This window comes from uncultured Microbulbifer sp. (assembly GCF_947489355.1).
Classification (GTDB): Bacteria; Pseudomonadota; Gammaproteobacteria; order Pseudomonadales; family Cellvibrionaceae; genus Microbulbifer.
This window is the reverse complement of sequence record NZ_CANLDD010000002.1, coordinates 101,255-114,524: the sequence shown is the minus strand read 5'-3', so window position 1 is coordinate 114,524 and position 13,270 is coordinate 101,255. Positions and strand designations below refer to the sequence as shown.

Below are 13,270 nucleotides of genomic sequence, written 5' to 3'. Positions count from 1 at the left end.
CGGCCCTGTTTGCTGGATTTGAATGTAGCTGAGAAACAATGAGTACAAAAATTCAGCGCCGGCCAGTGGATTTTTCCACTGGCCGTTTTGCTTCTGGTACACCGAAAATCCTGCAGAGAGTACTGCTCGGTCGCGGCATCGCCAGCGAAGAGGCCCTGGATCACAGCCTCTCCAGATTACAGAAACCCGAGACAATGCGCGGCCTGAATGTCGCCGTGACACTGCTGATGGAGGCCGTCCGGGCCCAGCAGAAGATTGTGATTGTGGGGGACTTCGATGCCGATGGGGCCACCAGTTGCACGGTCGCGATGCTCGCGCTCGGTGCCATGGGCGCGCAGGGTGTGGAGTTTCTGGTGCCCAACCGCTTCGATTTTGGTTACGGTCTGACCCCGGAAATTGTCGAGGTGGCCAAAGACTATGCCCCGGATATGCTGATTACCGTGGACAACGGTATCAGCAGTATCGACGGGGTGGCGGCGGCCAAGGCGGCGGGTATAACGGTCATAGTGACCGATCACCATCTGCCGGGTAGCGAGCTGCCGGAAGCCGATGCCATCGTCAATCCGAACCAGCCGGGTTGCGATTTTCCCAGTAAAAACCTGGCCGGCGTCGGAGTGATTTTCTATCTGCTCAGTCGCCTGCGCAGCGCCCTGCAGGCGTGTGGCTGGTTCGAGCAGAGCGGTATCGCCCCGCCGAATATGGCCGAATACCTCGACCTGGTGGCGCTCGGTACTGTGGCGGACCTGGTGCCGCTGGATCACAACAACCGTATCCTGGTGCACCAGGGTATCGCGCGAATCCGCTCCGGTCGCTGTCGCCCCGGCATTGTCGCGCTGCTGGAAGTAGCTGGGCGCGATCAGCGCCGGCTTTCCACTACTGACATCGGGTTTATCCTGGGGCCGCGTATCAATGCGGCCGGGCGTCTGGATGATATCGGCACCGGTATTCGCTGTCTCCTGACCCGGGACCCGGGCGAGGCCCGCGAGTTGGCGGGAGAGCTGGATAGACTCAACCGGGATCGCAAGGCGATTGAGCAGGGCATGCAGCGGGAGGCCCTGGCGGCACTGGAGGCGCTGCGTCTGGAAGGGGATATCCCCTGGAGTCTGTGCCTGTACGATGCCAGCTGGCACCAGGGTGTGGTGGGTATTCTTGCCAGCCGAGTCAAGGAAAAGTTTCACCGCCCGGTGATCGCCTTTGCCGAAGGCGACAATGGCCTGGTGAAGGGCTCCGCGCGCTCTATTCCCGGTCTGCATATCCGCGATGCCCTGAGCGATGTGGCTGCAGTCAATCCCGCACTGATCAGCAAATTCGGTGGTCATGCCATGGCTGCGGGGTTGAGTCTGCCGGCAGAAAATCTCGATGCCTTTCGCACCGCATTTGAGCGGGTGGTGCGCAACAGGCTCAATGAAAACCACCTGCAGGCTGTGATTGATTCCGATGGCGAGCTGACTATTCAGGATTATAACTTGCAGACTGCATCACTGTTGCGTGCCTGCGCACCCTGGGGACAGGCTTTCCCCGAGCCGGTTTTCGATGGCGAGTTCCTGTTATTGCAGCAGCGCATTGTCGGTGAGCGTCACCTGAAGATGGTGGTGGCTCCACCACAGGCGCCACAACTGGCGCTCGATGCCATCGCTTTTAATGTGGATACCAGCCAGTGGCCCCAGGCCACGCGGAGAGTGCGCATGGCGTTTAAATTGGACGTCAACGAATTTCGCGGGCGGGAGTCTCTGCAGTTGATGGTGAACCTATTGGAGGTGGTATAGGGTCACCTTTTTCGAGAGTTACGAGATGTATGGAGTCTGTTCGTAGCTGTTATTCATAAACGTGAATGGAAGTAGAAACCGTGAAGCGCAAACAAGTCCAGGCTGAAATCCTGCTGCTGTTGGCGGCCCTGTTTTGGGGTGTTGCTTTTGTGCCACAAAAAATCGCCATGGCGGATATAGAACCGCTGGCGTTCAATGCCTGGCGCTTTATCCTCGGCGGCCTGATTTTGATTCCGATTGTCTACTGGTTGTCCTCCCGCAGAGAGGTCCAGCCCGGTGAAGTGGGCGGCAAGCACGTCAATCACCGCTGGGCAGCCTGTCTGCCCGGCGGCGCTGTACTCGGTTTCTGGTTGTTTCTCGGTGCGGCATTACAGCAGGTGAGTCTACTGTATACCACTGCCGGTCGCGCCGGATTTATTACCGGTTTCTACCTGTTGCTGGTGCCGGTGATCGGCCTGTCTCTCGGGCACAAGACCAATCGATGGACCTGGATGGGGATCGGCCTGGCCCTGTTTGGCCTCTACAGGTTGGCGGATTTCAGTGAGGCGTCGCAGTTGGTTGGCGACCTGATGGTATTCGCCAGCGCCTTTGTGTTCGCCATCCAGGTGCTGTCTGCCGATCACCTGGTGAAGCGCTACGATGCACTGCGTCTGGCCTGTATCCAGTTTCTGGTGTGTGGTCTGCTGTCGGCGCTGGCATCGCTTCTCAGCGAGGAGGCAACAATACAGTCGGCTGTGGATGCGGCCTGGCCGATTGCCTATATGATGATTTTTTCCACTGCATTGGCATTCACCTTCCAACTTCTGGCCCAGCGCTATGCGACACCTTCCCACGCCACGGTGATCATGAGCCTGGAGGCGGTATTCGCTCTGGGGGCGGGTTGGCTGTTTTTGAATGAAGTGCTCAACACTTCCGAGCTGATCGGTTGTGGCTTGATGTTAGCGGGCATGCTGGTCAGTCATTACGGGAATCACAGCGGTACCCATCACTAGGCAATGCCATGGATCTGTCTGTACTCGCACTCTTCGCCCCCGCCAGTTTCTTTGTCTCGCTAACCCCGGGATTGTGCATGATGTTAGCACTCAGTCTGGGCATTACTGTGGGGGTGCGTCAAACCCTTTGGATGATGGCGGGCGAGTTGGCGGGGGTGGCCCTGGTGGCCCTGGCCGCGGTGCTTGGAGCTGCAGTGCTGATAGTGCAGTACCCGGCTGTATTTCAGGTGTTTAAATATTGCGGTGGGGCCTATCTCGCCTGGATGGGCGTGCAAATGTGGCACTCCCGGGGGCAACTGGCCATTCTCGATGAAGTAGGGCACAGTGCCGCGCGTGCGCGGCCTTCGGCGAAAGCGCTGATGACGCAGGGGTTTGTCACCGCCGTAGCCAACCCCAAAGGTTGGGCTTTCTTCATAGCCCTGTTGCCGCCCTTTATTAACCAGAACCAACCACTGGCGCCGCAACTCTCGGTGTTGGTTGCCACCATACTGCTGCTGGAAACCCTGTGTTTACTGATTTACGCTGGGGGTGGTCAGGCGCTCAGTCGACTGTTGGAGCGCACTGAAAATGTGCGCCTGATTAACCGCGTTTCTGGTACCCTGATGCTGCTGGTGGGCGCCTGGTTGGCGTTATCCTGAGCCAGGCTGCCACCGATTGATGCATTTTGGAGGAATTTTGATGATCAAAGACACCGTGTCTGCGCTCCTTGCCCTGTTATTGGTGTTGGTAGTGAGTGCTTGCGGGCAGCCCAAAGAGGAAAAAAGCGTGGAGAAGGAGCCCCAGACTGCCGAACGCCCTGCGGTGGAGGTGGCTTCAAAGCCTCCTGTACCGGAACCCGGAGCGCTGGTGTGGGTGTACCGCACAAGTGGCCGCAAGCAATGTGAGGGTGGTGGTATGACATTGCAGCAGAGCCTGGCCAGGTTGCGGGAAAATAATGTTGTGGTGCAGGCATCCCGTTGCGGTGTGCGCACCGATAGAATGTATCCCTCGATGTGTGGTGCGCCTACAGGAGATATACTGTTGCACCAAGTCAGCATGGATGCCCTGGATGCCGCCCTGGAACTGGGCTACAACACAGCCGAGCAGGTCCAGTACCAGATGTCCGAGTGCCGGGACAATAGCGCTTAGGCTTTATCCATTGCCCCCTACTTGCTACCACAGACAAGTGAGGACTTTCCAGACTGGACAATAAACTCCCAACCGTACAGCCTGTAAACCGGCATCTGGTGAGAGCCAGGCGCCCCAGGTCCAAAGCGTTTTCGCGGAAACAGCACGATTTTGCCCGATTGTAGGCAGTTGTACCGGTAGCGAGCCCGGCAGTGTGCAATTCCGGAGACAGTGCTGGGCTCAAGGATATGCCAAGAGGGCTCTTTCGGGCTGCCGGCTGACTGGCAGAGCTCCCATGTGCTGGGGTAGAATGCGCGCCGCTTTACGTTGCCGGGACACCGAGAATTCATGGAAATCAATCCCTTTCTCAATCAATTAAAAGACCTCGAAGAGCGCACCGATGTTCTTAGGGGGTATCTTTGACTATGCCAGTAAGAAAGAACGCCTGACCGAGGTCGAACTGGAACTGGCAGAGCCGAGTGTCTGGGATGACCCGGACCGCGCACAGGCACTGGGGCGCGAGCGCTCCTCCCTGGAAGCGGTGGTGGCCACCATTGAGAATCTCGATGCCGGCATCTCCGATTGCCGCGAGCTGCTGGAGCTGGCGGTAGAAGAGAATGATGAGAACTCTGTGAATGAGGTCTCGGCGGAGATCGAAGGGTTGCAGCAACAGCTTGGACTCCTGGAGTTCCGTCGTATGTTCTCCGGCGAGAACGACGAGAACAATGCCTATCTGGATATCCAGGCGGGTTCCGGCGGTACCGAGGCCCAGGACTGGGCGGAAATGCTGTTGCGGATGTATTTACGCTGGGGAGAATCCCACGGTTTCAAGGCCACTCTGGAGGAGGTGTCCGCCGGTGAAGTGGCAGGTATCAAGAGTGCCACCGTACATTTTTCCGGGGATCATGCCTTTGGCTGGTTGCGCACCGAAACCGGTGTGCATCGTTTAGTGCGTAAATCCCCTTTTGACTCCGGTAACCGCCGCCACACTTCCTTTTCTTCCGTGTTTGTATCCCCGGAAATTGAAGACAATATCGAGATTGAAATTGATAAATCCCAGGTGCGTGAAGATACCTACCGTGCCTCTGGTGCCGGCGGCCAGCACGTCAATAAAACCGACTCCGCTGTGCGCTTGACGCATACGGAATCCGGTATCGTGGTGCAGTGCCAGAGCGAGCGCTCCCAGCACCAGAATCGCGACAAGGCCTGGAAGATGTTGCGCGCAAAAATGTACGAGCAGGCAATGCTCAAGCGCAATGCGGAAAAACAGGCCATGGAAGACAGCAAGGCCGATATCGGCTGGGGCAGCCAGATCCGCTCCTACGTTCTGGATGACCAACGTATCAAAGACCTGCGCACCAGTGTCCAGACCAGCAACTGTCAAGCAGTACTGGATGGAAATCTGGACCAGTTCATCCAAGCCAGTCTGAAAGCCGGCCTCTGATTCAAGGTCTCCACCCTCACCGCGCCCCTCGTCGATAGGGGGCAATATCACTCACATAACTGATAGATCACCATGACTGATATCCAGCAAGACGAAAACAAACTGATCGCCGAGCGCCGCACCAAGCTTTCCGCTCTGCGCGAGAAGGGCAATGCTTTCCCCAACAGTTTTCGCCGTGAGAACCTCGCTGCCGACCTGCAAGCTGAGTTCGGCGATAAACAGAAAGAGGAACTGGAAGAGCTGGGTAAAAGCGCGTGCGTAGCTGGGCGTATCCTGGCGAAACGCGGGCCCTTTATGGTGATCCAGGATGTGTCCGGCCGCATCCAGCTGTATGCAGACAAGGCGGCACAGAGAGACATTAAGGCGCGTTTCGGTGCCTGGGATATCGGCGATATCGTCGGTGTAAAAGGCACATTGCACAAATCTGGTAAGGGCGATCTCTACGTTAACTGCGAAGAGTACACTCTGCTCACCAAAGCGCTGCGCCCGCTGCCGGAAAAATTCCACGGCATTGCCGACCAGGAACTGCGCTACCGCCAGCGCTATGTGGACCTGATTGCCACGCCTGAAGCCCGTGAAGTGTTCCGTGTACGCTCTAAAATTATCGAGTACATTCGCCAGTTTCTCAATGGCCAACAGTTTATGGAGGTGGAAACCCCCATGCTGCAGGTGATTCCCGGCGGTGCCAGTGCGCGTCCGTTTGTGACGCATCACAATGCGCTGGATATCGATATGTACCTGCGCATCGCACCGGAGCTGTACCTGAAACGCTTGGTGGTGGGGGGATTCGAGCGGGTTTACGAGATCAACCGCAATTTCCGCAACGAAGGTTTGTCCACCCGCCACAACCCCGAGTTCACCATGCTTGAGTTCTACCAGGCCTACGCGGACTACAGCGACCTGATGGATCTCACAGAAAAGATGTTGCGCGGTATTTGCGAGGATGTGCTGAATGCCACTACGGTGGAATACCAGGGCCGCCGTTACGACTTTTCCAAGCCGTTTTCACGCCTGTCTGTATTCGATTCCATCCTGCATTTCAATCCGGAGCTGACCGCGGCGGATATTGACAATATCGAATCCGCCCGGACTCTGGCGGAGAAACTCGATATTCCGCTCAAAGACAGCTGGGGCTTGGGCAAGGTGCAGATCGAAATTTTCGAGAAAACCGTGGAGCACCGCCTTGACCAGCCCACCTTTATCACCGAATACCCCACCGAGGTATCTCCGCTGGCGCGTCGCAACGATGACAACCCCTTTGTGACTGACCGCTTCGAATTCTTTGTGGGTGGCCGCGAAATCGCCAACGGCTTCTCCGAGTTGAACGATGCGGAAGACCAGGCGGAGCGCTTCAAGGCTCAGGTGGCAGAGAAGGAAGCGGGTGATGACGAGGCCATGCACTATGACGCCGACTACATCCGCGCCCTGGAGTACGGCCTGCCGCCCACCGCCGGTGAGGGTATCGGCATCGATCGCCTGGTGATGCTGTTGACCAACGCCCCGTCTATTCGCGATGTGCTGCTGTTCCCGCATATGCGCCCGGAAGCGAATGGTTGATTGACCTCTACGCACTGCCCAGTGCACATAGCCATCGCACCAGAGATACGGTGCGGCGGCTGTTTCTACTACCCCGTCGAAATCAGCAAGCTTCCTGTGTTTGCCGTTATTATTTTTCTTTCACCGGCTGGTGTACCTGCCGGTGTGCTGGTTGATACCAGAGGGATCACAGCGGGATCACAGCGGGCGTTCTGGGTGGTAGAGGCAGGTATGGTGAAAATACTCTCGACCCTATGCTGGTGCTGTTTTGCCAAGGAGCAACGGCCCAAACCGGGCGGCAAGGTCTACCCTCCTCGTCAGGGAGCCACGCCATCGCGTACAGCGCCACCGTCAATGGCTACCGAGGTTTTGCAATCGACTGGCGCTTTGCCGTCACCCCCTATTTATTTTTACCCCTGCGCACCCAGGGGGAGTCCGCTGTGGTGGAGGCCACTGTAAATGCGGATCTCAATTTAAGGAAAATCCTTGGGTTTTTGAATATGGCGTTTCCTACAGGCCATTAAGTCTTTCTACACTCCATCTCTTTGAGTGGTATCCAAGCTTCAGGAAAGGTTTCCTTCAAAGACAAAATTGTTTTATTGAACCAGGTTAGCTGCTTTGGGTTTTCCCTGTCGATTTGATCCATATGCATCAGGATTAAATGATCAAAGTCCCATGCTTCCTTCAGAGCATGAACATATTCAGGGTTTCTCACGGACCAATAAGGAACCAGCAAATAATCCGTTTTAGCCTTTGTCACTCCTGCCATTGACAATAATTCAGTTGTTGTCTTTGCATCACCAAGATGGGTAAAACTAATCCCATCTATCTCCACCTTATAAGCAGAATGATTCGTTTCTGTTTGCTTTGCGCCTTCGGCGGGTTCCCGAGCACCATGATTGATGCTGTAAATCGTTATATCAACCCCATTTACCTGTCGTTCAATGGCTTTGCTATTATGAATAGGGACATCTGTTAGCAAGCGGTCTGCTAAATCATGATCTGGTGCGATCGTATCAATTTCTGCTTTGGCCTGCGGTGGCAAAACATAAACTGTTTGGCTGTTTTTAGCATGCTCCAGCAACACCTCTGCCTGAAAGTGATCCCGATGTTTATGTGTGGTTAAAGCAACATCGAGGCTGTCAAAAGGGGCCTTTCCATGTATGAATAAAGCGTAAGTTTCACTGCTTAATGCCGGGTATCCATACATCGGTTTTTCTATCATGGCATCCAGAACTACCGACTTATTCTTACCTTTAATCAGAAAGCCATTATTCGCCAACAAGCAAACCTCTGCGGCCGAAACGGCAGAGGATAAAAAAACAGCACTTGCTGCTAATACTTGTTTTGTATTCATGATCTCCCCCCAAGATTTAAAAAGAAATATTATGTATTGCTTGTTATGTATTTTTGCATTGCGTGCTATATATTTGCGATAAGTTGCTACTTGTCATCGATAAACTGCAAAACCTTCCGAAAAAAGGAAGGGTGGAGTCACAAATCGCAGCGGGCAATATAAGTGAGTGACCTTACAGGTTGTTAACCCGACTATTTCAGAAACTACTTGGCTTATTTTTGAACGCATTTATGTTTGCCAAGTATAGATCTACCTTACCCTACTATTTACTCTGTGCCAAGCCAGCACCTTTTATCTGATATCGGTACCTGTTGTTCAGTACTGTGTCCAGTGCAAGTCTTCCAGCACAGGTCATTGAGGAATTTTGCCACCAAATGGGAAAATCCCAGCAGGCACTTGTTGCTCCCGAACAGGAGCAACAAGTCGGCGCTGAAGGTCGAATTTCCATCAATAAAGTTTGTGGCGATTTAGAGTCGAAAAAGGGGTAGAAAGCGGCGTTGGGAATGGTAGTATACTGTCATGGCGGAATTTTTTAACCTGTCTGTGATATCGCCAGCAATGAGAGGGCTTTCCGCTGTTCTTGTGTCTGAAACTATTCAAAATCCGGGTTGGCCTGATTAAACCGGTAGCTGCGATCCCGAATATATAGGTTACAATTCCGTCTCGAGAGCGTCAGAATTCTTGCCGGCAACAAGTGTCGTACAACTGAGACATGTAACACGGCGCTACCAGCGATAAGTCAGTGCCAGCGATCCGTATTGATTAGTGCCTTGTTGCACATCAAAAGCTTCCGAAACCGCACTTAGGGTAAAATTAACGGTAAAACGGTAAAGCTGAATAGCTCCGCCCGCTGTTGCAATATGCAGCTTTCGCTGTAACTTAACTGAGTGGCTATTGCTGAAGGTATTGCCATTGAGGGTGATATCGTTAATGACATAATTACCCATACAGGTGACAAATAAATGCCAATCACCGTGTTTTGGTAGCATGGCCGGATTCATATTTGTGGCTGGATTCACCGAAGTGTTAAGGAAACTGTTGGCCAGTCCCGAACCTATGCGCCATCCAAAGCCCAGACCAAAATCAGTTTTTCGGTTGCCAACTCCCCCTTGGACGAGGGTGATAAAATCCATTTCGTGATCACCGCCGAGGGTGATACTGCCGAGGCGCCAGACCCGTTCGGCCTCCAGCCGGAAAATCGGTTCGGTATTGATTTGGTTTTTCCAGCCTTTGGGGGGATTGGCTCCGATCAAACTGTGAGCGGCCTTTTGCGACTGCTTGGCAAGGGAGGGTGGGCCGACAAAACCCAGCAACAGGCTCAGGCGGTCATTGATATAGTGACTTCCAGCAAACATATTGCCCTGCCAGTAGAGCAGGCCCGCATAGGGCCTGTCCTCGGTATTAACTTCCTTTCTAGAGGTGTGATCAGGTGTATACATTTCCTGCATTATCTTAAAAGACATTGCCCGCTGTTTATTTTTCACAGTGGCGATTGGTGTATCGCGGGTTATACGATGAATCCAACTGGGAATGTTCTCGTCGCTAAAGCCTTCCTTGCCTATACTGTAACCCCAAGTATAGGAAAAGCCGTTAGTATAGCCACCATCGTCGTTGACCCAAAAATCGTTTTCCCAGTTATAGGACCACAGGTTTGCACTCTGTTCGTCATTGGCGTGATTGTATAATGAATAAAACAAAAGACAGGTCGATAAAACCGACAATAAAAATCGTATCATAGGGCGCTCTTACCTATCGCCTAAGTTATGATTAATGAGAGCGGATTAAAAACGCAGGAGCGGTTCTTCTGTGAAGTATAGATAAACCATGAAAAATTACATCGACGATTATTGGTCAGCGAATGATATATCCCGGTTTGTGGATATATATGAATGAGTTTTCAATGGTTCTGATGTAGGGTTGTATTACAGAAATGCATATGGTTTGTCATTTTAGTGGGAATTGGCTTTCGGTTTTTCTCAGCTCAGCAGGATAAGGTGATTGGGTAGTTCGTCTTTTACTTTACTGGTAGGGGCGGCGTCTTGAAGCAATTCTCCACACAGTACGATACACTGTAGTAGAGCTTCTCCAGTTTTTCCCCGCTTGATTTCACGGATAAAGCTTTCGACGATGATCTGCCATTTTTCATTGGTAATATGTTGTGCGAGACCACGATCCGCCAGTATTTCTACGTAGCGCTCTGTCTCGCACACGAATATTAAAAGTCCGAGTTGGTCCTGGGTGCAATGTAATCCCTGCTCGAGAAACTGTCGCCGGGCAAGATTTGAAGCGCGCCAGTACTTTATTTTCTTGGGAACCAGTTTCATGGTAATGCGTCTCCAGCGCAAGAGAATGGCCAGGGTAATAAAAAACATCCACTGGAGCATAAAGGCCTGTTGGAAGTTGATCCACCAGGGAAGAAATTGAAGGATAGGGGAGAGTAATAGTGCCAGGAAAGCGGCCCAAAGCGTGGAGATGTACAGGTAGTTATCCGCCTTCTTGGCCACAACTGCCACTACCACGGCATCGGTGTGTGACTCAACTTCCTTGATCGCTTCGGTAACCTGGCGCTGATAGCTGCTGCTAAGTATTACCATCCTCCCGATGCGCCCCCACCACCGAAACCGCCGCCGCCGCCGCTAAAGTTGTCCCCGGCGCGCGCGCCAGGATAACCATCCCCAAAACCGCCGCTGCCGTAGTTGCCGCCAAAGCGCCCCCGCTTGTAGCTGCGTCCGTGTACCGGCGCGCTGAGCACCGAAGTGACGAACAGGTGCAGTATGACCAAAATCAGGAATAGTCCGAGTAAAACTGTCATGCGCCGGTCTTTCTTGCTCTCCAGTGGCTCGGCCACATATTCATTTCTGGTGGCTGAGATAATGGACTGCACTCCGGCGTTAATGCCTTCGCCAAAGTCGCCACTTTGAAACTCCGGCACCACTTTGGTGTGGATAATGTTGGCAGCCAAGGCATCGGTAAGGGTGCCCTCCAGCCCATCACCAACTTCAATACGGATTTTCCGTTCCCTAGGAGCCACTAAAAACAGCACCCCGTTGTTTTTATCTTTGTGCCCCAGTTTCCAGTGGCGTGCCAGCTGGTAGGCGTATTCCTCTATGGTGATTCCCTGCAACTCTGGCAGGATGGCAATCACCAGTTGGTTGCTGCTATCGGATTCGTACTGTTGGACCAGTTCGGTCAGGTGGTATCGCTCATCCGCAGCCAGCAATTTGGCCCTGTCCACTACATGACCGGATAGCGGGGGAAATTGTACATCCGCCTGCGCAACCAGTGAGAAGAGCAGTGCAATCAGGGCGAAGGTGATGGGGCCGGAGCAATTCATTGTATGATCGGAGGCGCCTCGGCTTTCTCGCTGGTTGCCTGGATGCTCTTCCTTGTTGGCTTATCGCTATAGAGTAAGGCGTGCCAGGTATGTTTGGGAAAGAGGCACATCTTCCGGTTGTAGCGCTCGACAGCCCGGATATAATCCCGCCTCGTCATGCTGATCCAGTGCCCCGTTCTCTCCAGTTGGGATTGCAGGCTGAGGAAATGCCAGTTTGCCCTGGGGGCGGAGTAGTGTCCTATCACTAAAATCAAGCGGGTCAGGGTATATGATAAGCGGGCCTGAGCAGCGCCACATTGCTGCTGTTTGCCGAGGTCATTGAGCGGGTTGTTATCCATCTGCAGGGCGCTGATGGCTTTTGTGCGAGTTTCGGTAACGGCTTGCAGGATCTTACGTCTGCCTCCTGCATAAGCCTGTACGGTTTCTACTGGGTTGGGTATCTGGTTTGCACAACGCTGGTATAGGTTTTCCACCTGGGCCCAGAACGCTTTTACCCACGCGTCACGCTTGGGGCTATTGTTGATGCCACAGTCGCTGGGTACCTCTTTTAGCAGGCAGAGCGGGGCGCAGTGTCTGATTGTCGAGCTGCTGACGGTAGCAGAGGTCATGTGAAATAGCCTTATGCTTCCATGAACCAAGAATAGTCCGCCTTCCCCCCCATGCTGGTGGCTCTAGAGAGTTGAAGTTGAAATGGCGTTAAAAGCAACAATTTTTAAAGCCAAAGTGCAAATTGCCGATATGGATCGGGATTACTATGGGGAGCACCAATTGACTTTGGCACGACATCCATCAGAAACCGATGAGCGTATGATGGTGCGTTTACTGGCCTTCGTGCACAATGCGACGTCGTCACTGGCATTCACCCGGGGTTTGTCCTCAGCCGAGGATGCGGATCTTTGGCAGAAAAGCCCCAGTGGCGAGATTGACCTTTGGATAGAGGTGGGCCTGCCTACTGCTGAGCGTTTGCGCAAGGCCAGCAACCGGTGCGGGCGGGTTTTGGTTTACAGCTTCGGTGGGCGCACTGCGTTGGTGTGGTGGCAGAAACTGCAAAGCCAGCTCACACGCTTGGGCAACCTTGAGGTTTATTACCTCCCTGCCCATAGCACAGCGCAGCTTGCGGCGATGGTCGAGCGCAATATGGATTTCAGCGTCACCATTCAGGACGGGTATTTTTGGTTCGCTACCCGCAATCACAATGTGGAGTTATCCCCGGAAATCTGGCAACAGGAGTAGAGAAGTTAATGCCTTCATTCGACATAGTATCTGAAGTGGACAAACATCAATTGACCAATGCCGTGGATCAGGTAAACCGCACGGTAAGCAACCGCTTTGACTTCAAAGGGGTGGATGCAGAAGTGGAAATGCATGATTTCTCCCTGGTGGTGTGTGCCGAGGCGGATATTCAACTTGACCAAATGGTGGATATGCTGCGCGGTGCACTGGTGAAGTGCGATATAGATCCCCTGGCCATGGATATTGGCGAGAGAGAGCAATCCGGCAAACAGGTCAAGGTGGGCATAACCTTGAAAAACGGCCTGGATAAAGCGCTGTCAAAGAAAATTGTCAAGTTGATCAAAGATGAAAAGCTCAAGGTACAGGCGGCCATCCAGGGTGAACAAGTGCGGGTTACCGGCAAGAAGCGCGATGACCTTCAACAGGTCATCGCACTGCTCAAGGGCAGGGAGCTTGAACAACCATTACAATTCAATAATTTCCGTGATTGATAGGATATAG

14 protein-coding genes are annotated in these 13,270 nt (G+C 53.3%); 9 read left to right on the top strand and 5 right to left on the bottom strand.

The genetic code is table 11. The features are described from left to right. Positions 1-38: 38 nt before the first annotated feature. The 7 genes from recJ to Q1A48_RS02480 all read left to right on the top strand — a co-directional run bounded on the left by recJ (position 39) and on the right by Q1A48_RS02480 (position 7,369). Positions 39-1,766 carry a single-stranded-DNA-specific exonuclease RecJ gene (recJ, locus tag Q1A48_RS02510; RefSeq protein WP_299940734.1) on the top strand — a complete coding sequence of 576 codons (1,728 nt, stop codon included), beginning with the start codon at positions 39-41 and terminating at the stop codon, positions 1,764-1,766. 80 nt (positions 1,767-1,846) lie between these two features. Next, positions 1,847-2,758, top strand: coding sequence for a DMT family transporter (locus Q1A48_RS02505; RefSeq protein WP_299940732.1), 912 nt, complete (start codon positions 1,847-1,849; stop codon positions 2,756-2,758). Positions 2,759-2,766: 8 nt separating this feature from the next. Further along, positions 2,767-3,396: a LysE family translocator gene (locus tag Q1A48_RS02500; RefSeq protein WP_299940729.1), complete on the top strand. Its 630-nt coding sequence runs from the start codon at positions 2,767-2,769 to the stop codon at positions 3,394-3,396. 40 nt (positions 3,397-3,436) lie between these two features. Beyond that, positions 3,437-3,886, top strand: coding sequence for a hypothetical protein (locus Q1A48_RS02495; RefSeq protein WP_299940726.1), 450 nt, complete (start codon positions 3,437-3,439; stop codon positions 3,884-3,886). 327 nt (positions 3,887-4,213) lie between these two features. Next, positions 4,214-5,309, top strand: a protein-coding gene (prfB, locus tag Q1A48_RS02490; protein WP_299940723.1) for a peptide chain release factor 2 whose coding sequence is annotated in 2 segments (ribosomal slippage) — positions 4,214-4,285 and positions 4,287-5,309 — 1,095 coding nt in all. Because the reading frame shifts where the segments join, the coding sequence is not laid out codon by codon here. Positions 5,310-5,381: 72 nt separating this feature from the next. Next, complete coding sequence (gene lysS, locus Q1A48_RS02485) at positions 5,382-6,866, top strand: lysine--tRNA ligase (protein ID WP_299940721.1); 1,485 nt, start codon at positions 5,382-5,384, stop codon at positions 6,864-6,866. Between the two features lie 233 nt (positions 6,867-7,099). Next, positions 7,100-7,369 carry a hypothetical protein gene (locus tag Q1A48_RS02480; RefSeq protein WP_299940719.1) on the top strand — a complete coding sequence of 90 codons (270 nt, stop codon included), beginning with the start codon at positions 7,100-7,102 and terminating at the stop codon, positions 7,367-7,369. Here Q1A48_RS02480 and Q1A48_RS02475 read toward each other — a convergent pair. From Q1A48_RS02475 to Q1A48_RS02455, 5 genes are all read right to left on the bottom strand, one after another. Further along, positions 7,366-8,202, bottom strand: coding sequence for an MBL fold metallo-hydrolase (locus Q1A48_RS02475; protein WP_299940717.1), 837 nt, complete (start codon positions 8,200-8,202; stop codon positions 7,366-7,368). The two genes, Q1A48_RS02480 and Q1A48_RS02475, sit on opposite strands and share 4 nt — an antisense overlap. 725 nt (positions 8,203-8,927) lie before the next feature. Next, the gene (locus tag Q1A48_RS02470) at positions 8,928-9,938 is read right to left on the bottom strand and encodes a lipid A deacylase LpxR family protein (protein WP_299940715.1); all 1,011 of its coding nucleotides are present in this window, start codon (positions 9,936-9,938) and stop codon (positions 8,928-8,930) included. A 240-nt stretch (positions 9,939-10,178) separates the two neighbouring features. Next, positions 10,179-10,796: a hypothetical protein gene (locus Q1A48_RS02465; protein WP_299940712.1), complete on the bottom strand. Its 618-nt coding sequence runs from the start codon at positions 10,794-10,796 to the stop codon at positions 10,179-10,181. Next, positions 10,790-11,536, bottom strand: coding sequence for a TPM domain-containing protein (locus Q1A48_RS02460; RefSeq protein ID WP_299940709.1), 747 nt, complete (start codon positions 11,534-11,536; stop codon positions 10,790-10,792). Before Q1A48_RS02460 ends, Q1A48_RS02465 begins: the two co-directional genes overlap by 7 nt. After that, a complete protein-coding gene (locus Q1A48_RS02455) occupies positions 11,533-12,144 on the bottom strand; it encodes a LemA family protein (RefSeq protein ID WP_299940707.1) in 612 nt (203 codons plus the stop codon). Before Q1A48_RS02455 ends, Q1A48_RS02460 begins: the two co-directional genes overlap by 4 nt. An 82-nt stretch (positions 12,145-12,226) precedes the next feature. Here Q1A48_RS02455 and Q1A48_RS02450 point away from each other — a divergent pair, with 82 nt between their 5' ends. Next, a complete protein-coding gene (locus Q1A48_RS02450; protein ID WP_299940704.1) occupies positions 12,227-12,769 on the top strand; it encodes a YaeQ family protein in 543 nt (180 codons plus the stop codon). A gap of 8 nt (positions 12,770-12,777) precedes the next feature. Then, the gene (locus tag Q1A48_RS02445; RefSeq protein ID WP_299940701.1) at positions 12,778-13,260 is read left to right on the top strand and encodes a YajQ family cyclic di-GMP-binding protein; all 483 of its coding nucleotides are present in this window, start codon (positions 12,778-12,780) and stop codon (positions 13,258-13,260) included. Positions 13,261-13,270 lie beyond the last annotated feature (10 nt).